Genomic DNA, 23,034 nt, shown 5'->3' on the forward strand with positions numbered 1-23,034 from the left:
ATTTTTGTGTAATTCCGTTCTGTACAATTTCGTCAATTATGTAGTAAACTTCTTCTATGCTTTTTAGCATTGGCTAGCTCCTTTTTTTTCCAAAAAACGAAGCTAGCCTACTCTATTTTTACTTATTTTTTAATTTCACAATTCGCTCGTCAAATGTAATATCGACGTTTTATCAAAATTCTGTTATAATTCCGAACATATTGACAAACTTCTTTGTAACCAAAAGTAAATTCTGAGTTTGAATATGGGGAAAATTTTACTGTACTATAAATATACAGATATTTCGTGTCCAGGTTCAATTGCAAAGTGGCAACGTCACCTGTGTGAAGAGCTTGGCCTAAAAGGTCGTATCATTATTGCTAAAGAAGGCATTAATGGCACTGTAGGTGGTGTACAAGACGCAACTGAAAAATATAAAAAGGCCATGGAAGACCATGAGCTTTTTAGTGGCATTGATTTTAAAGAAAGTGACGGTGGTGCTGATTGTTTTCCTCGCATGCGAGTCATATTACGAGATGAAATTGTTAACCTTGGCATAGATCCAGAAAAAATTACTCCTAAACAGGGTGGTACATATCTAACTCCACAACAAACTCACGAATTACTAACCAACAAACCTAATGATTTAATTATTATTGACTGTCGTAATAAATGCGAATCTGATGTTGGTACTTTTATTGGTTCTATAAAGCCAAACACCAAACATTTTCGTGAATTTCCTAAGTATGTCGACGAGCATGCTCAAGAACTTAAAGATAAACAAATTTTAATGTTTTGCACCGGTGGTGTACGATGCGAACGCGCATCTGGTTATGTAAAAGAAAAAACTCAAGCAAAAGAAGTTTTTCAAATTAAGGGCGGTATACATCGTTATGTTGAACAATTTCCCAATGGTTTTTTTCGCGGCAAAAATTATGTATTTGACAGTCGTATTACAATAAAAATTAATGACGACATTTTGGGTAGTTGCTCTTTATGTAGTAAGCCTAATGATAATTACATTAATTGCGCTAATGCACTATGCAATAAGCATGTTATTTGCTGTACCAACTGCATTGAAAAATATAAAAACACGTGTGGAGCAACATGTCAGCAACTGTTGGTAGAAAAAAAAGTTGAAACTCGTCCGTTGCAACTTCGAGTCTCTTACGAAAGCAGCTTCGAGGAACAAGATCCTACGAAAAGTAAAAATTACGAATCATGAAAATGATTCAACAACGTGTTCCTCTCAAAAATAAAAATTGGTTTGCAACTGGCGGACCGGCGCATTTTTTTACCGAGCCCGCAACAGCACAAGAATTTCGGTACGCATTAGAGTTTGCACACAAAAATAATCTACCCATTTTTATTTTGGGTAGTGGTGCCAATGTATTAATTTCTGAAGATGGCTTTGATGGGCTTGTTATTCGACCAGCATTAAAAAAAATCTATACAAAAAATACATTTGTTACGGCTGGTGCAGGAGTAACTATGCATGATCTGATTGAGTATTGTTTAGATAATAATTTAATTGGCCTAGAAGAATTCAGTGGCATACCTGGTACAGTTGGTGGATCAGTATATATCAACTTACACTACTTCAATTTTTTGCTTGAACATTTTTTAGTTAAAGCACGGGTAATTAATAAAACAACTGGCAAAATTATTAATGTTGATAAAAAATGGCTCCATTTTGGCTATAATCAATCAACACTCCATCAAGAAGATTATTATTTACTCAATGCAACATTTGCACTAAAAAAAGTAATCGATTTAGAAACTGCATATGCACGTGGCCGCCGTGCAGAAATTACTCGTCATCGAGCAGCTCGTTATCCAACATCACACACATGCGGAAGCTTTTTTAGAAACTTTAAAGAGAATGAAGTTACGTTAACATGGAACGGCAAAAAAATAATTTGGGTTGCGTATTATTTGGACAAAATTGGCGTAAAAGGTCAATTAAAATTTGGTAATGCTATTGTCTCATATCAGCACGCAAATATGTTAGTCAATAGTGGCGGAGCAACAACAAAAGAGATCATTAACCTTGCTAAAAAAATGCAGATGCTTGTATACGATAATTTTGGCATCATACCACAGCCAGAATGCCGTTTGATTGGATTCAAAAAGTATCCGCTTTATAAATAACACAAGTTTTTCACTATCATAATAATGTAAAACTACTAAATTTCTGTAGTGTTATACTCATTTTTTCCAAAAATGTTATCATAACACTATGAATGAATTATTTTTGCTTATTCACACCCTTATAATTTCCATAGCGGCTCTTATAGCATTAAAGCTTGGTAAGCATTGTCTCATTGCTTTTATTGCTGCTCAAAGCATCTTGGCGAACCTATTTGTTGTCAAACAAATTACCCTTTTTGGCTTTAATGGAACAGCGAGTGATGCCTTTATGATTGGATCCATTTTTGGTCTTCATCTATTACAAGAGTACTACGGTACAAAAGAAGCACAAAACTCTGTAAAAATAAGCTTTTTTTTGCTTATTTTTTACACGGTTATATCGCAAATACATCTGCTATATACTCCAGCAACGCATGATATCATGCAACAGCATTTTTATCCTATTCTGCATTTTATGCCCCGTATTGCTGTTGCTTCAATTACCGTTTATACCAGTGTTATGTATCTTGATACATTGCTTTATGCGTTTCTTAGAAAGCTATTTGGTGGTAAATATTTACTTCTGAGAAACACCTCATGCATTATAATATCGCAGCTTGTAGATACCATTCTCTTCAGCTTTTTAGGCCTCTATGGTATCATAGATCACATAGGGCAGGTTATTGTGGTCAGCTATACGATAAAAATAGTAGTTATGCTCATCACGAGGCCGTTCTTGATATTTTCAAAATATGTAGTAATTCCCCAGAAATAGCACGCATTAATACGTAAAAAATTATATAAAATATTATGGGCTACTTTCGCTTTGAGCTAATTCATCAATCAAAAAAATCTCGTGCTCGTGTTGGCCGCATTTATACACCACATGGCATTATTGATACTCCAAACTTTGTTGGTGTAGGAACCAATGCAACATTAAAGGGAGTTGACAGCAGTATAGTAGAAAGCATCGGTTTACAGCTGATGTTCTGTAATACGTATCATTTGATGCTTCAGCCAGGAACTAAAACAGTTGCTCAAGCAGGGGGCCTACACAAGTTTATTAATCGCAACCAACCAATTATTACTGATTCTGGCGGGTTTCAGGTTTTCAGTTTGGCCTATGGTACAGTCAAAGATGAACTCAAAAGCAAGGGTAAGAAAACAGGTAACAATTCGGTGATAAAAATCACTGAAGACGGTGTTTTATTTCGGTCATATCGTGACGGACAAAAAGTTTTATTAACACCAGAAATATCAATTCAAGCACAAAAAGAATTGGGTGCAGATATTATTATTCCATTTGACGAACTACCACCCTATCACATAAACCCACGGAATTTACGTAATTCACTTGAACGCACCCACCGCTGGGAAAAACGCTCACTCGATACGCATTTGCAAAATCTAAACAAACAGGCAATGTATGCAGTTATACATGGTGGTATTGATAAAGAGCTGAGAAAAAAAAGTTGTGATTACTTAACGCAATTGCCATTTGATGGATTTGCTGTAGGCGGCAGCTTGGGAAAAACAAAAGAAGAAATGTTTGAGATTCTTTCATTTACTATGCCACAGTTACCTATAGATAAACCGAATCATTTACTTGGTATTGGAGATTTACCATCACTACAAGCATGTATTACCTTTGGTGTTGATACCTTTGACAGCTCACATCCAACACGTTGTGCACGTCATGGTTTATTATTCACCTGGCAAGGAAACAAAAAAATTCTGCATTACAGCAACAAGGAAAATTTCGATCCTGTAGATAGAAATTGCACCTGCCATACGTGCCAGCATTATACAATGGCGTATTTACATCATTTATTTAAAGCAAAAGAATTAACCGGCTATACACTTGCTACTATTCATAATTTGCATTTTATGGTTGAGCTGATGGCTGATTATCGTAAAAAAATTATGGATAATGATATATAAAAAAAATAAAAACTGAGTTAAGTCTGTGAAAAAAATAAGTTCTCGCCAAAATCAGGATATTAAAAACGTTACTGCGCTACACAAAAAAAAAGAACGCTATGCACAAAAAAAGTTTATTGCCGAAGGCTTAAGAGTCTGCAACACATTATTGGTTAACAATTACAAACTTGTGCATATGTATGTAACAGAAAAAACACAGCGCAGGGTACATGAATTAGTTTCTACAGATAAAATCACATTAGTTGACGATATTGTCATGTACAAAATGAGTTCTGTAAAAACACCAAGTAATATTTTAGGTGTTTTTGAACTACCACAACAGCCTGACACACAAAAAATTGCTCAGCACAATCACCAAAATAATTCTCCAGGTTTGGTTTTAGCAAATATCACTGATCCCGGAAACATGGGAACACTAATTAGATCGGCTGCAGCAATGAATGCTCAACATGTCGTTATTGTTGATGGAGTTGATCCGTTTAGCCCAAAAGTAGTACAAGCAAGTGCTGGAACATTAGCTCAAATTGATATTTTTCAACTGAGTTGGGAACAACTAGTAAAAAATAAAGGCAACACAAAACTCTGTGCACTCGTTGTTTTTGGTGGCAATAAACCTCAAGAGCTTAATTTTAAAAACTCACTATTAGTGATTGGTAACGAAGCTCATGGTATTGCAAAAAAATGGATTGATGATTGTGAACAAAAACTCACATTACCTATGCCCGGTAATACTGAAAGTTTAAATGCAGCTGTTGCAGGATCTATCGCATTGTATCTAACATTATAATCTACTGGTAAAAGGGTACCGCATCGTGCTTTTTTAATACATACGGAACAATTGGTAGATTAACTAGCACTTGATACTCATAATGTGAAAGTCCATAAAAATCAGCATCTTTATCTTTTGAAAGCTTTTCAAGCGGATTGTCTCTGACCTTACATTCCACTAAATTTTTCATTAACAAAATTGATTTTGGTATTTTTGAAATCATATTTTTTGAGAAATTTACAACTTTTAAGTGGTCTAAATTACTTATTCGCTCATCAATTTTTCTTAGCTGTGCACCAAATATACATAGTGTTTTCAATCCCGCTAGAGAAAAAATGACTTCTGGGATTTTATCCAAGCAACTATTGGTAATAAATAGGTGTTGCAAATTTTTAAATGCAGTTAACTCTGATGAAATATTTGTGACCGGAGTTTCATATATATTGATTTTTTTTATTTTTTCACATATACCAAGCTTTTTTGCTTTGTCAGTCTTGCTCGTCAAATCTTGAGTTATTCCGCAACAACAGCCCAATAAAGGATGATTAACTGAAAGAGTATCCAAAAAATCACTGTCCTGAACATAGGATTTATTTTTCTGTGTTTTTAGTACCTCTATTGTTATATATTTAGGGATCTGACCCCTAAAAAAACAGTTCTGAATCCCACTGTCAAAAACAGATGTTTTCTTTTTTAGAAAAAATGATACTTGCTTTAAGGCCTCTATATAAACAAGATTTCTTATATCCTGATTATAAGACTCGCTATTCTTCTCTTCCATTGTTGTATCTACACATTCCAAAAGCTCTTTTCTCAAATCTTGCATAAAATTATTGCACTGAACACTTAACTTCATACCTAGCATGGAGGCCAAATTATGAAACAGTGGACTTTTAAAATCAAATCCCTGTAATTCATTATCCGTTTCTAATATGTCATTAAATTCTTGCCGTTGTAAGATATCTTTTTTAATTTGGTCTACAATATCCAACTCTTTGAGATATTTACTTGCGGATAAAACAGTAAGTGGAGCTGGATTGCAGTTATCGCAGCGAGATACAACCTCTTTATTTCTGCTTTTATTTTCAATAGTTTCTTGACTTGCATAAAAAAAACTAAAAAAACTGGCACCAAAAAACAACATGTACAAGCTAAGTTTATTTGTCATAAAACCACCCCCCAAAACAAAAATTTATTTTTTAATATAAAGACTTGTGTAAAAAATAAACTAAAGATAGTAAAATTGCAATAATCACTAATATAAGAAGGTATTAGCAAAAACTCACCCTTGCAATGTCTGGCAATACTAAAAGTTTAAATGCCTCTGTTTCTGGCTTTATTGCATTATATACAGCAGTTAATATTTTTTAGATAAAAATTTCAGAATATCTTGAAAAAGCTTTGGAAATGCCATTTCGTATTTGTTATGCGAGATAATTGGCTTCTTCCACAAGCCATAGTAATCAACTTTACTGATCTTCAATTTACTCGGGTCAATTTCTTTTTCTGGAACAAATTGCAAAGGGTTGCAAGAAACAGCAAATTTTGAATATCCATCCAAAAAATTTTCTGTGCTCACAAAATCAACCGTTTCTTCAGGAACTCTGGAGATATAGTTATCCTTGAAATCCACGTTGCCCAGTTTTGGCAGTTTGAATATTGCACGAGGAATCTTTTCAATTGCATTATTAAAAGCTGACAAAGAACGCAAACGCACACATCTGCCGATACTTGAGGGAATTTTTTTAAACTTCTTGCTAAATCCAATCATTACACCCTCAAGAGAAGTCAATGAATTAAAAAAATCTTTCGGTAATGTTGTTAAACCAAGATAAAGAAAAATCAGTATTTTTAAATTTGTTAATCGAGAAATAGTTGGAGAAAGACGAATTAAACCTTTGCCCGCACAGGAAAAATGTTGAATACTAGCATAATTGCTGATATCGGGGCTTTCTACAAGTGAACTCGCACAACATAAGCTTAACTCTTGGGCATCGTGCGCATTTTCAACATCATTAATTCCGCAATAACAGCCAACATGCACTGCGCCTGGGACTTTTAGCACTTTTTTCTGAGAATAATTTAAGGTTATAGCCATTTTTTTCCCAAGCAAAGACTCTACCTCTTTAAATGTAAACGGCCGCCCTATCAGCCCTGTGAGCCTTGATTTTTCTCCGGGAAAATAAACCTTATTCACCTTACATGTTATATAAAGCGGTCTCATAGCTTCTTGGCAAACAAGCGCCTTTGCTTGTGGTGTCAATGTTTTTGGCATATGATTTTCAATAATATCATTAACAATAGCGATCAAAGCGCGCTGATAATACTTCCGTTCTTTATTTATTTTTTTGACTTTTTCTTTCTTGAAAGCAAACTCGCATGCATCTTGATGAGTCTCACCTTCCTGTATGTCACAGTCAACAAGCGCTTTAATCGTTTCTTGAGTTTTTTTATCGATATCTGGAATCATACATTGCTGAGCAATAAAAAAAGCCGTGCGCTGCGCAAGTGTTGGAAAAACACCACACTGCCCACACGTAAATACACGTAAACAAGCGCCTTTTCCTATTTGTTGATTACTCGTTTCAACTCTAGACTTTTGCATCGCTGCAAGTTGAATAGAAAAACACAATACAAAAAATAATACAGTTCGATTAAACATGTCCCAACCCTAACGATTATTTTTAAGATAAAAAACATTTGAATTAGAGACATTGTAAACAAATAAAATCACATTGCAACAATTTATCGGCGACTCATTTACTATGAGCTATTTAATTCCAAGAAGCTCACAACATTTCGGATCAGTAATTTGCTCACAAATCCAATTGGTATCATCTATATCACGCCCATTTTGAGAATCCGGTACTGCCCCCAGCTTTTTAAAAGCAGCAAAAATAATTTTTTCTTTTTCCATTAAACGATGTTCTTTAAATGTGTTACACAATAAAAACCTTGAAAGCACAAAATTCACCAGCGGCGTTCTCCCCTGACCGTTACGAATATTAACATAATATTCTCTTGCCGAGGCAGGTTTAAGCCAATCATCTCTTTGCTTCATGAGTATTGTATGCAACTCTTTTTTAGAGTGCTCTAGATCTTCTATTTTTGGTAAGTTCACACCTAAATCAACCTTAAATATTATGCTTGATAGGGTTTTTTTAATAAACATTGCCGCCATGCCACAAAACAACAATACCTGGTTTTTGTGGGACAGTTTGCTATCTTTTTTATAACAATACTGCAATCACTCTTAGCAAAGGAATAATTACATGTCACAAGATCATAAATTATCATTACCCGCAGCAATACTTGTTAATATCAACATTATGATGGGTGCTGGTATTTTTATAAACACAGTAGAACTTGCAAAGAGAGCAGGATCGCTAGGTGGTATTACTTATTTACTTGTTGGCACACTCTTGCTTCCACTAATTATTTCTATTGCTCGTTTAGTAAATATGTATCCTGAAGGTGGTTTTTATACTTTTGCACAAAAAGAAATAAATTCATTTGCGGGTTTTATTAGTTCATGGAGCTATTTTACTGGCAAACTTGCATCTGCAACATTAATGATGCATGCATCAGTACATCTGATTCAACAATTAATCCCTCCACTTGCAGTTATTCACCCTCTTATTTTTGACGGATGTATTTTGAGCATCTTTGTGACATGCAATATGCTAAATATTAAAACCGGCAGTTATATTCAAGCATTATTTATGGGGCTTAAATCTGTGCCTATCACATTTGCTATTTTAACTGGCCTGTTTTTAATTTTTAATAAATCAGTGACAACACCAAATTTTGTATGGACTGGTATTACCTCAAGTTTACCCCTTGTATTGTATGCGACCACAGGATTTGAAGCAAGCTGTTCATTGAGTAATAAAATAAAAGATGCACACAGAAATGGACCTTTAGCTATTTTTATTTCATATGGGATTGTTGTGTTGATTGCATTTTTATATCAAACAGTTCTTTACACAAGTCTTGGCTCAATTCTTACCGATGCGGGTAGTTATTTATTTGCATTTCCAGCATTAACTAACACACTTTTACCATTAAAAGTAGTTATTACAAGCAAACTCAATATGATGTTGCACCTTGCCATTGCCTCTTCGGCATTAGGTGGTGCATATGGAATTATTTTTAGTAACAATTGGAACTTGTATACACTTGCGCAAAACAATCATACATTTTTTCCAACATTTTTTACCACGCTCAACAAACACGCAATTCCATTTGCATGTGTATTAGTTGAGGGGTTAATTTGCGCAACCTACTTTATTTTTACACAAGGCACTACTGTGGGCTTGCAACAAGTTGCTGCTCTTGGCTGTGTACTTGCCTATACACTAAGCGTACTCGCATTGTTTATTGCTAAAATAAATCGTCCAACACTAAGCATATCAGCATGGATTCCAATACTCGGTTTAGTTAATTGTTCAGTTCTGATTGCTACTTGCCTAAAAAACTTTTTCACCTCTGGAATGACTCCACTATTTGCATTCATAGGACTGCTAGCAATTGGTGCTATCATGTTTGTTACAACAAAAAAATTAACGCAACTTTAATGAAACTAGCGCAAGCAAACAGAGTATCAATGAAATAATACCAAAGCGAGTGGTAATCTTTGATTCTTGCCATCCGAGTAGCTCAAAGTGATGATGAATCGGCGCCATTTTAAACACCCTTTTGCCCCGTAACCGGTAAGATAAAACTTGTATTACAACAGTAACCGTTTCTACAACAAATAAACCACCGGTAATAGGCAACAACAATTCTTGTTTTGCCATTAACGCAATTAGCCCGAGACAAGCCCCCAAAGCAAGTGAACCAACATCACCCATGAAAATTTGAGCAGGATATGTATTGTACCATAAAAAACCCAGTGAAGCCCCAACTAAATTTGCGCTAATGACTGCTATTTCTGCACTTCCAGCAAACGGAATTTGTAAATATGATGCAAAAGTAGCGTGGCCTGCTAGATAAGCAATAAGCGAAAACATTACAAAGTTCGGCAACAACGAACCAATAGCCAAACCATCCAAACCATCTGTCAAATTTACTCCATTGCTGGTACCTACAATTACAAAAATCGCCCACAGAATAAAAAATAAACCAATATCTGGCATTAACCACTTAAAAAAAGGAAAAACAATTGTAGTATCTATAACACCAAACCACAATGCCGCGCTAATTGCTATAAATGATGTAATAAGTTGCAGACTAAATTTTTTTACTGCATAAATACCCTTATTTCTCCGTATTTTACTCCAGTCATCCCAAAAGCCTATTGCGCCAAAACCCAACAAGCAAAATAAAAAAATCCACACTCGTAGATCTGCTAAATTATTCCATAATAGTATACTTATACATACTACAAACAAAATCCATAATCCTCCCATAGTCGGCATATCATCTTTTGTTTTGTGATTATCTGGTGTCCATGGACGTGCTTTTGATCGAAAAAATGATTTTGATTTTTTTATAAACCAATCACCTACAATAAAAGAAAGCAATAAGGTCGTTAATAATGAAGCAATAGCCCTAAAACTTACATAATGAATAACATTCAAACTCGATAAATAGAATCTTAAATAAAGCGCTATATAATATAACATGACAAAAAATTTCCATCTTAGAATATAAATATTTTTATACCAAAATGATACGCGATAAACCGATTAAATCAATATTTTTGAGTACCATTTGACTTCGTCAGCCTCTCATTTAAACTGTTAACATGCAAGAAGAGTTTCACCAGTATAAGAATTTTACCCCTAATTTAGGAGCTTTTGCTATGAGAATCGTTGCTTTAAAAACAAAAAAATATGCATTCATTGGCTTACTCAGTATGACAGCAACATCTGGCATGTTTGGTATGATAACAGTTACTTCTAATATAAAGACGGTAGTGCTCGCTGCGGCACATACAGGCTCAGCCCAAGTATCAGTGATAGATCCAATTACCAGGGCACCGATAGGCCAAGAAACTGGTAGCACTACATGCACCAACTCAGAAATTGCTTTTACACATGAAATCACAGAAAAAATAAAATTCCTATTTGATGATGCAGTACAATTACTATTGAACTTTGTTGATGACAAAAATACAGAATCATATGGAGTACATGTTGATAACTTCTCCGCAAAAATAAAAGAACTACAAGAAAACATCATTAATCCTATTGATAGACAACTTACATCTGCAACAGGAACGTTCAGAATAGCACTAGAAATTGCTCGCGACCTTGTACAAGATATGCTAGCAAATATTACTAAAGTACATACTGTATTAATAAAACACTTGCCTAAAAAAAATGCTATTGATCTTAAAGCTGATTTAGAACCCGTGATAACAAGAATTACTTCAACTGAAACATTCACCAATTTTAATAACAAATTGGTGAAACTTCATACAGCGCTTATAAATGCTGGACATATAAAAACCGCTGAAAAAATTGCTAATGTTCGCACAGAACTTAAAAAAGCAAAGGCTGAATACGATACACAAAAAGTAAGCGCTAGAATGCTTGGTGTACTTCGCCGTAGATTGCGTCGTAAGTAAAGAAGTTGGGGTAAATGGTGTTTTCTTGCTATAAAACAGTATTATTCGTAGACTAATAAAAGAGCTGGGAAATTACTTCTCGGCTCTTTTATTATATTATGGATATCAAAAATGAATACTGGTTATGACTTTGATGTTATTGTTGTTGGTGGTGGTCATGCTGGCATAGAATCAGCTTATGCTGCAGCAAAAATGGGTTCTAAAACACTCCTAGTTACACTCGATGTTGAAAAAATAGGCCTTATGCCATGCAACCCTGCTATTGGTGGTGTAGGAAAAGGACATATAGTATATGAAATTAGTGCGCTTGGCGGCTTAATGCCACAGCTATGCACGCAAACGTATTTACAAGCTCGCATACTCAATACACGCAAAGGACCTGCTGTACAAGGACTCCGTTTGCAAATTGATAAATATGCATACAATCAGCTAAGCAAAAAAAAAATATGTGAAACTGAAAATCTTACAGTATTAAGCGGCAAGGTAGAAAAAGTACTTGTAAATGATAAACGCATTGTAACCGGCATTCAAACAGAGGATGGTGGTACATACAATTCAACAAACGTTATTTTAACAACTGGCACATTTTTAAATGGAAAAGTTCACGTAGGTAAAAAACATTATGCAGCTGGTAGACGTGGAGAAGAAGCTGTCACACATTTATCACTTTTTTTGCAATCACTTGGTCTAAGCATGGGACGACTAAAGACAGGAACACCTCCGCGATTGTTACAATCAAGCCTTGATTTTAGCAAAATGGAATATCAAGAGGCTGACAATCTTGACCAATTGTTTGAATTTTATCCACACAAAACTAAAAATACACATCCTTGTTACATTACACATACCAACAAAAGTACTCACGAAATTATTAGAAAAAATCTGCACTTATCTGCAATGTACAGTGGTAATATTACTGGCATTGGACCACGTTATTGTCCATCTATTGAAGATAAAATTGCTCGATTTCCAAGCAAACAGTCACATCATGTTTTTGTAGAACCCGAAGGTGCTCATTGCCAAGAAGTATATCCAAATGGTATTTCAACATCACTTCCCCTAGAAATACAACAAGAGTATGTACAAACAATTGCTGGATTTGAGCAAGCAGTGATTACAAAACCTGGATATGCAGTTGAATATGATTTTGTTTTACCAAATCAGTTAAAACATACTCTAGAATTAAAAACAGTTAGCGGCTTATTTTTGGCTGGTCAAATTAATGGAACAACTGGTTACGAAGAAGCAGCCGGACAAGGTATTATCGCTGGTATTAATGCACACTTGAAAGCGACTGGCAAAAAACCATTTATTATAGACCGCACACTTGGGTATATAGGCGTGATGATTGATGATTTAGTTACCATGGGTGTTGATGAACCATATCGTATGTTTACCTCGCGTGCAGAGCGGAGATTATTATTACGTCAAGATAATGCATTTTTACGCTTGACCGATAAAGCACATAATTTAGGACTTATTGATCAAAAATTATACACAGACTTTTGCCAAGAAAAGGAAATTGTACATAACACCCTGCAAGCATTACGCAATGGACACAATACAACACAACTTCTGCGTTTATATGGTCAATCAGAATATGATATCAATTCTTTACAGGAAAAAATTGATCAACCAATTTCACGAAGAGGCCTGCAAAATATTCATGCAGAAATTCGCTATGCGCCCTATATACAACGAGAGTTAGATGAAATAAAAAAGTACGAACAGTTTAAGAAATTGACTATCCCAAAAACATTTAAATATACAGATACGCCTGGTCTCTCCAAGGAATTACAGTTAAAATTATCTAAGAACAAACCAAAAACAATTGCTCAGGCAACCCTTATTCCAGGTATGACACCGGCAGCGATTTCTCTACTCATTTTTAAGGTACGACAAATTCATACCAGCACAAACAAGCATATAAATCAAGAATCTTGACATAGCGCTTTCTTCACAAATAGAAATGGAATAATACCCGCTAAAATCACACTATTGAGGTACCATTTGAGGTTATAGTCCTGATATGCTATAGTGATAGTCGGCCTATTAAGCATGTCGGAGGCGAATCAAAACAGTGGCCATGCACTGCTACCTCTCTTAGTTATTATACTACCACCATGAGGAAAAATTATGAAAAAAATGATATTAAATAAGATTTTTTTACTTGTTTTCATATGTGCAATCTCATTGTCAACTTTAGTAAGGCCCATACATACAGAATTTACCATTCCTATGGTTACTTTTAAGAATGATATAACTACTTTACATAAACTTAACTCTGAAAAAATTATTAGAAGCTTGAATCTGTTAATAGACACATGTAAAGTATTGGTAAATGGCCAAATCATAAAAAAAGGACATATGGCAAAAGTACCAGTGATTAACGGAAAATGTACAGTAACTATTGTTGGAAGATTAGATTATTTTCACCCTATCTTTGAACTCAATTTTTTCTTGAGAAAAATTGGCCGTTTTATTAAAAGTCACCTTATTTTTTCATACGAAATTCATCAAGAAGATTTAGTTATTGTTGACGGACATGAAGGTCATATTGATATTAGCAATGTTATTATTGATCTTGTAGATAAATATGACTTATGGGAAGGCAACAATGGAACAGCCGAATATCTCACTGAATTTTCAGCTGCAACTCGCAGTACAAAAATTACTATTATCGATCCAGAGCAATACTAAAAAAATTGATAATTTTTAACCCGGCCTTAAAAAGCCGGGTTTTTTATACATCAACAAATGCACATCATCAGCACACTCAAAAACATGCATTATTTATATACGATCTTATTTCAAACTATGCTATACTTTCTCAAAAAATAATAAGTAAGTAACAGTAAAAATAGGAATTGGCGTGCGTAAAAAAATAGCATTGATGGTATACGTTACGAGTGTACCTCTTTTATGTGCAGTAGATAGGTCTGCTCTATCAACAACAGACAGAAAAATGGAGTTTATTATAGAAAAAGAAATAACACATCATAAAAAAAGCCTTCAGCCTGCCTCCCATCATATAGTTTCTGATCTTCCTAACACAACATCCAACAAATCAACAAAACATAAAATCTCCGTGAACATAACAAACAAAACACTACAAGAAAAAACAAAAACAATCACCATAAAAAATGGCATTACCAAAGATATGACTGGATATACCTATTTTGGCACAACCTATTATCCAACATTTAGCATTCGCATAAATAATATAATTATTAAATCTGGCCAAGAAATTACCATAATGACAACAAACAATATTGTAGAAGCAGAATATGAATATAGTTTTGCCAAAGGACTGTATCAAGGAAAAGAAATAATCAAAATTGATGTAACTCGAGACAACATTGAAAATGGAGAACTCACTTTTTGCTGGCACGACAAAAAACGCATCAAATTAAATAAAAAAGCATTGCAAAGAAATTAGAATTTTTTTCCAAAATTGTTGCTTTTAAGCGTTTTTTCTTATTATTTTGATAGCTGTTGTATACCTGGGAAGGGGGGCAACAAAAAGGAATTGTACTCTTGATAACAAAAAAAGTCCTCCAAAACATTTTAATATTTAGCATTGCTCTACCAGTTTGTTCAATGGAGCAAAAGATAACACCAACAAGAAGACTTGTTCAAATTCATTATGAAGAAATAGAAACAAAAAAAAATCAAGAAACAAATTTCTATAAAACCATTTTAGTAAATGACACAGAGGTAACTGCTGGTAAACCGGAGAGCATGTTTATTTTCAATAACACATTACAGATCGCTCCTAAGGCTACTAGCAAATTAGTTCAGAATCGGCTACAATCAAAAAAAGTAAAAATAAACCCTGATCACGACATAATCTTTTTTGCTTCTATCAAACAAACTAATCGCAATACAAGCGGCGCGTTTCTTCCTCCACTTGAATTTGAACAGCCAAAAATTATTTTTGATACAAGCAAAAAACAAAAATTCGATTGGATACCTGTTACAGTCACAAATCAAATTCAAGAAACTGAACCAGTTTATTTGATTAACGGAGAACAAATTGAACAAGGAAAATCAAAAAAAATATTAGCACCAAATGGAATAGTATTAATTGAGGAAATAAAATTTTACTATAATATGAGAACCAACCAAAATCTTTCTAAATATGGTAAGCAGTTATTAAACTATTTAGAACAAAAATTGCCAGCACGAAGTTCTTATTTACAGCAGGTGGGATCTAAGGTTAAAAAACGTCCACATCTATCTAGAACTAATACTACTCAATTTCTAGTTTACAGAACCCCCGATCAAATCTCACCATTTTTAAATCCAAAAAACAAAGATAAGAAAAAAAATTTTGAGAAAAGCTATTATTCAAAATTACCCCATGAGCTTATTACTAAAATTGCATGCTATTATTATCTCCACGCATATCACGTGACTATTGCCAACCAGCTATGTTCCAACGGCCGGGTAATTCCATCAATTGTCAAAAGTACCTACCAATGGCCATATGAAAAAAAGAAAGAATGGCCAAAGCCAAAAACAATTCCTCAGAAAAAAAGAGAAGAAGACTAGCGTAACAACAGCTTTTTTTTTATAGTAATAAGCATGTACAGAAAACTTATTCATTTTTACGGTCCATTTTCTATTAATAGTTTTGGCGTAATGATCGCTATTGGCTTGGGTATATTTACCTGGCTCACCTTACGACATCCATGGCGTGAAAAATTGATTAGTAAAGACAGTTTTATTCAAGTACTTTCAATTGGAACAATTGTTGGTATCATTGGCGGTCGTATATTATTCATAATAAGTGATTGGAAATATATCACACGGTGGTATGACATTTTTGCAATATGGGAAGGTGGCTTCTCGTTACTTGGTACCGTTATATCCATCGCATTCTTCCTACCTATGTATCTAAAAAAAATAAATATACCCATCCTACCCTTTTGTGATCTAGTTGCTCTACATGCACCACTTTTGCAATCAATTTCTCGTATTGGTTGCTTTATTGCTGGCTGCTGCTACGGCTCACAAACTCAATTGCTATGGAATATCACATATACACATCATGATGCCTTTGCACCACTATGCATTCCGCTACATCCAACACAACTGTATAGCGCTATTGGGTTGTTTTTCATTTTTTTATTAATGTATTTCATCACACAAAAGTTAGTCACAAAACCAGGGCAAGTACTTTATAGTTACTTAATGCTTGTTAGTAGCGAACGTTTTATCATAGATTTTTTCCGTGGAGATAGAGAGTTTTACGCTTTTTTTCATCTTTTTTCAATTCATCAATACATCGCTTTTGGTATATTTTTTATTGCTAGTATATTATTGCTGCTTACACTAATTAATAAAAAAAAGAATTAAAAATAATATGCCAGAAATAAATCCGTTTAGCATTGTAAAATCACATGTTACTATCTTAGAAGTCGTAAGCCAGTACACTGCACTCAAAAAAGCGGGTATGTATTGGAAAGGAGTCTGCCCTTTTCATGCTGAAAAGACTGCATCTTTCACTGTAAGTCCTCATCGAGAGATTTTTTATTGTTTTGGATGCCATGCGGGTGGGGACGTAATAACTTTTATTAGCAAAGCAGAGCAATGTACACCCCTACAAGCTATTCAACATTTGGCACAACATCATAGTATCCATTTACCAACAGATATCAAAGTTGAATCAAAACGAGAAAAACAACAATATGCTCACTTATGCGAACAAGTAGCACGTTGGTGCCACTACAAATTAGTCAAATCACCCATCGCACTCAATTATTTAAAAAAGCGAAACGTTACACAAGAGAGTATTAATTACTTTATGCTTGGCTACTTTCCAGGGGGTCTGCAAGAAATAAAATCATTTATTCATACAATGTCCAAACATAATATCTTGGTACACGATCTCATAGAAGCAAACATACTTTCCCAGGGAAAAACCGTTTTATACAGCCCATTTGAAGATCGGCTTATGTTTCCAATCAAAGATCATATTGGCCAACCTTGTGGCTTTGGTGGGAGAATTTTTAAAAAACATGACACTCGTGCAAAATATTATAATTCACGAGAAAACCAACACTTCAATAAAGGTTCATTATTATTTGGCTTTGATTTGGCTAAAAAAAGTATACAGGAAACGAAAAAAGTTTTTTTGGTTGAAGGTTATACAGATTGTGTCGCAATGGTGCAAAACGGCTTTAACAATACCGTAGCGACGCTGGGCACTGCATGCACGGCAAGGCATTTAAATCAACTTTCGCGGCACGCACAGCAGGCATATGTCCTTTATGATGGTGACAATGCAGGTCAACAGGCATTACTGCGCCTCACTCAGCTATGCTGGCAAACCAATATTGAGCTACATGTGATCACACTGCCGTCACAAGAAGATCCAGCATCACTACTGGAGAAAAAGCAACAACTTGAATCCTATATAAAAAAATCCCAAGATATATTCACATTTTTTATACAAACAGTAGGACATGGCTTTGCTAATAAATCGCTCAGTGAAAAGGTCCAATTAACACGAACTATTACCGATATCATCGCAAAAATTATCGATCCACTCACACAAGACCTGTTGCTTGATAAAGCAGCAAAAGTACTCGCAATACCGTTTGAGAGTCTTTATCGAGAACTTAAAAGTGCACAAAAAAAAATTAGGGCCACCACGGCCCATTCAGCAGGAAACAACGCTGCTGAAAAAATTATACAAAAAAATGACTCCCTTATTGATATACTCGATCAGATACCACTACTGGAAAAAAAGATATTTTTTGCTATAATGAACAATATATACTTGCTTAACGAAAGAAATAATGGCTATTTGACTAGTCATCTTTCGTATCCGTTGCGTGATATTCTCAAGAAATTAAGTCAGATACAGAAAGAAAAATCAGATATCACTTTTACTATTTTTTTCGATACACTTGAAGAACGAGAGAAACGTGTGGTAAGTATGTTGTGTCTAGAATCAAATGAGATAATCGATGAAGCAACATTTAAACAATTATCGAATCAGTTGCAAAAAACACATTGGAAACGTATCGTAAAAGATATTACGGTAAAAATAAAACAAGCACGTTCACAAGGTGACAAAAAGCTTGTTGCTCAACTGATAAATAAATTTGAAAAACTAAAAAAGCTATATCACGATGCTACAAATAGATTAATAAATAAGGGGTACTATTCAGATGACACGCAAAAAAAATAATACTAAGGTAACACATAAAAAAACACGTGAAAAAAAAGTAACACGCACAAAAAAGACACCGAAAAAAAAGTCCAAAAATATATCAAAAAAAAGCGCACATACTCGCAAAAAAGTCACAACAGGCAAAACAGTGAAAAAAAAGATTGCAACAAAAAAAACACTGAAAAAATATACTCCAAAGAAGCTCAAAATAGTGGAAAAAACATCCTCAGCAAAGACAAAAAAAACTGCTAAAAAAATTGCAGGAATAAAAAAGCAAGTGAGCCGTATAAAAAAATTACAAGCAGCTGAAACTCTAAAAAAATCAAAATCAACATCACGAAAAACAGCACCCTCAAAATCAGAACCTAAGAAAAAAATCATGTTCAAAGGAGTAGATCTTAAAAAAGAACTGCTCGATGAATTACTTGATAAAGGAAAAAGATCAGGCGTTCTGGCATACGAAGAAATTATTGAATTTAGCGAAAAAAATCATCTACCGGAAAAAGAAGTTAATGAACTACTTCATCGATTAGAAAAAGAAAATATTGATCTAGTAATGCAAGAAGAACTTGAAAGCGAGTCCATTAGGGTGGATGAAGAAGAATCAGCTGAAAAAAACCCCGCAACCTTAAAGTCTAGACTAAAGGATTCTATTGATGATGACGAAGATGATGACGAAGATGATCCAGAGGGTAAAGAGCTAGGAACTGTAACACCAGCAGCACAAATCACTGATCCTGTAAAGTGCTATTTGCGTGACATCGGAAAAATACCTCTTTTGAACAAAAAAACAGAAACACAAATTGCAAATCAAATTTCAAGTAGCAAGCAAGAATCAATTGATTCACTCTCTCGTTTTCCTTTTATTCACAGAGAATTCGTTTCAATTGCTGACAGATTAGAAAAACAAAGTCTTCCACTTAAAGATGTTATTCAGTTTTCTGAGTTTGATGAAGAAAATTTACCAAAAATAGATAAAGAACAAAAAAGTCTACTTGCAACAATAGCACAAATAAAAACACTCATTGGCAACGAAGAAAAGATCTATTCATCATATCGAAACAAACTTGATTCTGCGTCTAAAAAACAGGAAATGCTTGATAAGGTTAAACAAAATAAGCAAGAAATTAGCAATACTATCAAGTCTATTAAGCTTTCCAATAAACTTATCCGTAAACTCGGTAAGCGACTTGAAAAATATGTTAATAAAATCAGAGAAAAAGAGCTGATTATTCGCTCTACTGATAGACAATTAGCAGAACAGAAAAAAATAAAAAAACCAAATAAAGAGCAAAAAATATTTATCGAAGAACTAGAAAAAAATTATCGAATGGCTGCAAAAAGTATCAAAAAAATTGAGCTTGAAGTAGGCTTACCACTCCAAGATATGTTCAAATATTATAGGCAATTTGTCACCAGTCAGCGTAAAGACAAAATAGCTAAAGATAATCTTGCTCGAGCAAATCTAAGATTAGTTGTAAATATTGCAAAAAAATATGTTAATCGAGGCCTACATTTCCTTGATCTTATTCAAGAGGGAAATATCGGCTTGATGAAGGCTGTAGAAAAATTTGAGTTTGAACGGGGATACAAATTTTCAACTTATGCAACCTGGTGGATCAGGCAGGCTATCACTCGTGCAATTGCAGATCAGTCTCGTACTATTCGTGTACCAGTTCATATGGTAGAAACACTCAACAAGATAAATAAAATAAAACGTACATTCATTCAAGAACATGGCCGAGAGCCAACACACACTGAGTTGGCAAAAGAGCTAAATCTTGATGAGAAAAAAATTAAAAATATTATCAAAATATCAAAAGAACCAATATCACTAGAAACACCGGTTGGCGACAGCGAAGATGCCTTTATTAAGGATTTTATTGAGGGAGAAAATGATTTTTCTCCATCTGATACCGTCACAACTAATGATTTAAAAGAGCGCGTACGAGAAGTTCTAAAATCATTGACACCACGTGAAGAAAAAGTTCTCAAAATGCGTTTTGGAATTGATGTTGCTTCAGAACACACACTAGAAGAGGTTGGTAAAGACTTTTCTGTAACTCGTGAACGTATTCGACAAATTGAGGTAAAAGCATTACGCAAACTACGCCATCCTTCTCGTAGCAAACGATTACGCACATTTTTTGAAAAAGAAATTGACGAACAAACATCATCAGATGAATCAATGGAATAAGGTGAATTAGTATATGGAGATCGTACCAATTAATACGTTGTTAGTACCAGCATTACTTTTTTTGATCGCACTGTGTGCTCGTGCTGTTTTTGCTTTTTTAGAGACAAGTATTACTGCACTACGGTTATTCAAAATAAAGGAATTAGCACAGTCAACTGAGCACTATGCACGATTATTTCACGCACTGGAAAAACATCCTCACAGGGTACTGATAACGATACTGATCGCTAATAGTTTTGCCGATGTAACCAGTGCAGCCTTGGCAACACACATCATGGAAACAATCTTTGCACACTTTGATTTATCAAGTAGGCTTGGTTTTTCTGCCGGTATTGCAATTGCCACCATTGCCATATTGGTCTTTGGGGAAATATTGCCAAAAAATATCGCAAAAAACCGAAGCGATCGATTATTTCGATCTACATTATGGTTAATCAATACTGTTTATTTGTTATTCCGGCCACTTGTTTCTCTTTTATTACAATTTTCAGATTTTGTTATGGCAAAAACTGGAAGCAAACGCCGAATGGAAAGCACTAGCGAATGGGTATCTTCTGAAAGAGAAATTCGCTTTTTAATTGAGCATGTTTCGAAACGTGGTATCATGGAACAAGAAAAAACACAAATGTTACAAAATATTTTTGAGCTTGGTGACACACCAATTAAAGAAATAATGGTTCCTGCCACAGATATTGTCTCTGTGAATGCACATAGTACAATTAATGATATTAGATATATGTTCATTAAGCACTATTTTACTCGTCTACCTGTATACAAAAATACTATCGATAATATTATTGGAATGGTCTACCTTAAAGATATATTTGCTTTACAAGCCACACAAGAAACTAAACCACTCAAGGATATTATTCGTCCCATTTTATTTGTGCCAGAAACTATGAAGGTTAACCAGCTATTGCGTGAATTTCGCCAACAGCACCTGCATCTAGCTATTGTACTTAATGAACATGGCAGCATAACAGGATTAATTACGCTAGAAGATGTGTTAGAAGAAATTGTTGGTGAAATTAGCGACGAGCATGAACCTACAGACAAAAAGATTATTCAGCTTAAGCAAGGTGGTTGGCTTGTTGATGCGAGCATTCCACTTGAAGACTTAGAAACCCTTCTAAGTATCACGTTTGAAACAGAGGATTCCACAACGCTAGGCGGATTTCTTACCGAACAATTACAACATGTTCCTAAAAAAGGTGAACGGATTTTGTACAAACATTTTTATCTACAGGTACAAAAAGCAAGTCAAAAACGTGTTTTTCAAGTTCTTATTTTTGAAAACAAAAACGGCACTTATGATGAAGATATAGAAAATTTTGAAAAATAAAATAATACCTGTTGCACATATACATTTAAACCGCTAGTCTTTATTTGTTGCTCCAATGCGACCATTTTTTATACGCTTAGTGACAGATTTTACGTATATTTTTATCTACAAAAAGGGAGCCGCCATGAAATATATCGCATTATTTTACCTTCTTGTCACGTTATTATCTTCTAACATGGTATGTGCGCAATCGATGGATATAGTTGAACAAAAAACTATAGATCTATCATCAAATGATAGTTCGAAAAAAAGAGTGTGTCATCAATGTATGAAAACAAAGTGTCACTGTAAAAGAGCAGTTTATAACGAACGTCATGATAACCATGAACACATTCATGAAGAAAAAGGTATAGAAAATTGCTGTGACCAATGTAACGACAAAATAGACATTGTTGATGAGTTACAAAGTAAATGCAGTTGTAACCAGCAAGAAAAAGATGACGATAAAAACAAGGGCTGTTGCGTATGTGACAAACAAAAATGTGATTGCTCCGAACATGCAAATCAACCAAAAAGCAACGAACAAGATAATACAAAATGCGATAATTGCCCGGAAGGGGATCCAATAGAAGAAACAACGCAGCTTGTTTTACAAGCAGCTCCCTCAGTACTCAATAGTTTTATCAAAATCGTCCAAGACCCTGACAACAAAGAGAATGTTACTCAAAACATCACTAATATTGTTGCCAATATTGCCACAATCGCCGCCAACGCATTTAAGGGTAAAGAAAAAGAAATACTAGAAAAACGACTAAGGCAGCAACTCGAAAGAATTGTTGTTGTACAGATATTAAAATTAAGAAAGTCTCTTTAAGAGTAAGTATATTATCTAGTCAATGGCTCCTCCCCGTCTTGGAAACCTCTTTTCATTTGTATCGTATGTGATACGTTATAAAAAAAGCGTGCAAGAATGGCATAA

At 34.5% G+C, this 23,034-nt stretch carries 20 protein-coding genes; 16 read left to right on the top strand and 4 right to left on the bottom strand.

Annotation, left to right across the window (positions count from 1 at the left end; all coding sequences use genetic code 11):
• Positions 1-244: 244 nt before the first annotated feature.
• The 5 genes from KC460_01805 (at position 245) to KC460_01825 (ending at position 4,837) form a co-directional block, all read left to right on the top strand.
• Positions 245-1,204, top strand: coding sequence for a rhodanese-related sulfurtransferase (locus tag KC460_01805; GenBank protein MCA9770081.1), 960 nt, complete (start codon positions 245-247; stop codon positions 1,202-1,204).
• A gap of 2 nt (positions 1,205-1,206) precedes the next feature.
• Positions 1,207-2,130 carry a UDP-N-acetylmuramate dehydrogenase gene (murB, locus tag KC460_01810; GenBank protein MCA9770082.1) on the top strand — a complete coding sequence of 308 codons (924 nt, stop codon included), beginning with the start codon at positions 1,207-1,209 and terminating at the stop codon, positions 2,128-2,130.
• A gap of 88 nt (positions 2,131-2,218) precedes the next feature.
• Complete coding sequence (locus tag KC460_01815; protein MCA9770083.1) at positions 2,219-2,884, top strand: queuosine precursor transporter; 666 nt, start codon at positions 2,219-2,221, stop codon at positions 2,882-2,884.
• 35 nt (positions 2,885-2,919) lie between these two features.
• On the top strand, positions 2,920-4,050 hold the full coding sequence (locus KC460_01820) for a tRNA-guanosine(34) transglycosylase (protein ID MCA9770084.1): 1,131 nt from the start codon (positions 2,920-2,922) through the stop codon (positions 4,048-4,050).
• 25 nt (positions 4,051-4,075) lie between these two features.
• Positions 4,076-4,837: an RNA methyltransferase gene (locus KC460_01825; GenBank protein ID MCA9770085.1), complete on the top strand. Its 762-nt coding sequence runs from the start codon at positions 4,076-4,078 to the stop codon at positions 4,835-4,837.
• Position 4,838: 1 nt separating this feature from the next.
• On the opposite strand, the gene KC460_01830 is transcribed toward KC460_01825, so the two are convergent.
• The 3 genes from KC460_01830 to KC460_01840 all read right to left on the bottom strand — a co-directional run bounded on the left by KC460_01830 (position 4,839) and on the right by KC460_01840 (position 7,991).
• Complete coding sequence (locus KC460_01830) at positions 4,839-5,987, bottom strand: leucine-rich repeat domain-containing protein (GenBank protein ID MCA9770086.1); 1,149 nt, start codon at positions 5,985-5,987, stop codon at positions 4,839-4,841.
• 189 nt (positions 5,988-6,176) lie between these two features.
• Positions 6,177-7,481: a hypothetical protein gene (locus KC460_01835; GenBank protein ID MCA9770087.1), complete on the bottom strand. Its 1,305-nt coding sequence runs from the start codon at positions 7,479-7,481 to the stop codon at positions 6,177-6,179.
• Between the two features lie 108 nt (positions 7,482-7,589).
• On the bottom strand, positions 7,590-7,991 hold the full coding sequence (locus KC460_01840) for a hypothetical protein (protein ID MCA9770088.1): 402 nt from the start codon (positions 7,989-7,991) through the stop codon (positions 7,590-7,592).
• A 100-nt stretch (positions 7,992-8,091) separates the two neighbouring features.
• Here KC460_01840 and KC460_01845 point away from each other — a divergent pair, with 100 nt between their 5' ends.
• The gene (locus KC460_01845; protein MCA9770089.1) at positions 8,092-9,396 is read left to right on the top strand and encodes an APC family permease; all 1,305 of its coding nucleotides are present in this window, start codon (positions 8,092-8,094) and stop codon (positions 9,394-9,396) included.
• Here the strand turns inward: KC460_01845 and KC460_01850 are convergent.
• Positions 9,382-10,446, bottom strand: coding sequence for a phospho-N-acetylmuramoyl-pentapeptide-transferase (locus KC460_01850; GenBank protein MCA9770090.1), 1,065 nt, complete (start codon positions 10,444-10,446; stop codon positions 9,382-9,384). The genes KC460_01845 and KC460_01850 overlap by 15 nt on opposite strands.
• Positions 10,447-10,625: 179 nt before the next feature.
• Between KC460_01850 and KC460_01855 the strand changes: the two genes are divergently transcribed.
• The 10 genes from KC460_01855 (at position 10,626) to KC460_01900 (ending at position 22,929) form a co-directional block, all read left to right on the top strand.
• On the top strand, positions 10,626-11,393 hold the full coding sequence (locus KC460_01855; GenBank protein ID MCA9770091.1) for a hypothetical protein: 768 nt from the start codon (positions 10,626-10,628) through the stop codon (positions 11,391-11,393).
• A gap of 111 nt (positions 11,394-11,504) precedes the next feature.
• Entirely contained in the window at positions 11,505-13,337 is a 1,833-nt protein-coding gene (gene mnmG / locus KC460_01860) for a tRNA uridine-5-carboxymethylaminomethyl(34) synthesis enzyme MnmG (GenBank protein ID MCA9770092.1), read from the top strand.
• A gap of 192 nt (positions 13,338-13,529) precedes the next feature.
• Entirely contained in the window at positions 13,530-14,093 is a 564-nt protein-coding gene (locus KC460_01865; protein MCA9770093.1) for a hypothetical protein, read from the top strand.
• Positions 14,094-14,265: 172 nt separating this feature from the next.
• The gene (locus tag KC460_01870) at positions 14,266-14,832 is read left to right on the top strand and encodes a hypothetical protein (protein ID MCA9770094.1); all 567 of its coding nucleotides are present in this window, start codon (positions 14,266-14,268) and stop codon (positions 14,830-14,832) included.
• 161 nt (positions 14,833-14,993) lie between these two features.
• Positions 14,994-15,947 carry a hypothetical protein gene (locus KC460_01875; GenBank protein ID MCA9770095.1) on the top strand — a complete coding sequence of 318 codons (954 nt, stop codon included), beginning with the start codon at positions 14,994-14,996 and terminating at the stop codon, positions 15,945-15,947.
• Positions 15,948-15,980: 33 nt separating this feature from the next.
• Entirely contained in the window at positions 15,981-16,754 is a 774-nt protein-coding gene (locus KC460_01880) for a prolipoprotein diacylglyceryl transferase (protein MCA9770096.1), read from the top strand.
• 7 nt (positions 16,755-16,761) lie between these two features.
• Complete coding sequence (gene dnaG / locus KC460_01885) at positions 16,762-18,594, top strand: DNA primase (protein MCA9770097.1); 1,833 nt, start codon at positions 16,762-16,764, stop codon at positions 18,592-18,594.
• Positions 18,575-20,773: an RNA polymerase sigma factor RpoD gene (gene rpoD, locus KC460_01890; protein MCA9770098.1), complete on the top strand. Its 2,199-nt coding sequence runs from the start codon at positions 18,575-18,577 to the stop codon at positions 20,771-20,773. The genes dnaG and rpoD overlap by 20 nt, the downstream gene beginning before the upstream one ends.
• 13 nt (positions 20,774-20,786) lie before the next feature.
• Positions 20,787-22,115, top strand: coding sequence for an HlyC/CorC family transporter (locus tag KC460_01895; protein ID MCA9770099.1), 1,329 nt, complete (start codon positions 20,787-20,789; stop codon positions 22,113-22,115).
• Between the two features lie 124 nt (positions 22,116-22,239).
• Complete coding sequence (locus tag KC460_01900) at positions 22,240-22,929, top strand: hypothetical protein (protein MCA9770100.1); 690 nt, start codon at positions 22,240-22,242, stop codon at positions 22,927-22,929.
• The last annotated feature ends 105 nt before the right edge of the window (positions 22,930-23,034 follow it).

The organism is Candidatus Dependentiae bacterium (genome assembly GCA_020431705.1).
Lineage (GTDB): Bacteria > Babelota > Babeliae > Babelales > Vermiphilaceae > JAGQHQ01.

Bases quoted from the DNA above. Each gene is read 5' to 3' on its own strand.
- KC460_01805 (MCA9770081.1), top strand. From the start codon at position 245: ATGGGGAAAATTTTACTGTACTATAAATATACAGATATTTCGTGTCCA.
- KC460_01900 (MCA9770100.1), top strand. From the start codon at position 22,240: ATGAAATATATCGCATTATTTTACCTTCTTGTCACGTTATTATCTTCT.
- KC460_01830 (MCA9770086.1), bottom strand. From the start codon at position 5,987: ATGACAAATAAACTTAGCTTGTACATGTTGTTTTTTGGTGCCAGTTTT.
- murB (MCA9770082.1), top strand. From the start codon at position 1,207: ATGATTCAACAACGTGTTCCTCTCAAAAATAAAAATTGGTTTGCAACT.
- dnaG (MCA9770097.1), top strand. From the start codon at position 16,762: ATGCCAGAAATAAATCCGTTTAGCATTGTAAAATCACATGTTACTATC.
- KC460_01820 (MCA9770084.1), top strand. From the start codon at position 2,920: ATGGGCTACTTTCGCTTTGAGCTAATTCATCAATCAAAAAAATCTCGT.
- KC460_01835 (MCA9770087.1), bottom strand. From the start codon at position 7,481: ATGTTTAATCGAACTGTATTATTTTTTGTATTGTGTTTTTCTATTCAA.
- KC460_01850 (MCA9770090.1), bottom strand. From the start codon at position 10,446: ATGTTATATTATATAGCGCTTTATTTAAGATTCTATTTATCGAGTTTG.
- KC460_01875 (MCA9770095.1), top strand. From the start codon at position 14,994: ATGGAGCAAAAGATAACACCAACAAGAAGACTTGTTCAAATTCATTAT.
- KC460_01840 (MCA9770088.1), bottom strand. From the start codon at position 7,991: ATGTTTATTAAAAAAACCCTATCAAGCATAATATTTAAGGTTGATTTA.
- KC460_01895 (MCA9770099.1), top strand. From the start codon at position 20,787: ATGGAGATCGTACCAATTAATACGTTGTTAGTACCAGCATTACTTTTT.
- KC460_01865 (MCA9770093.1), top strand. From the start codon at position 13,530: ATGAAAAAAATGATATTAAATAAGATTTTTTTACTTGTTTTCATATGT.
- rpoD (MCA9770098.1), top strand. From the start codon at position 18,575: ATGACACGCAAAAAAAATAATACTAAGGTAACACATAAAAAAACACGT.
- mnmG (MCA9770092.1), top strand. From the start codon at position 11,505: ATGAATACTGGTTATGACTTTGATGTTATTGTTGTTGGTGGTGGTCAT.
- KC460_01855 (MCA9770091.1), top strand. From the start codon at position 10,626: ATGAGAATCGTTGCTTTAAAAACAAAAAAATATGCATTCATTGGCTTA.
- KC460_01845 (MCA9770089.1), top strand. From the start codon at position 8,092: ATGTCACAAGATCATAAATTATCATTACCCGCAGCAATACTTGTTAAT.
- KC460_01880 (MCA9770096.1), top strand. From the start codon at position 15,981: ATGTACAGAAAACTTATTCATTTTTACGGTCCATTTTCTATTAATAGT.
- KC460_01815 (MCA9770083.1), top strand. From the start codon at position 2,219: ATGAATGAATTATTTTTGCTTATTCACACCCTTATAATTTCCATAGCG.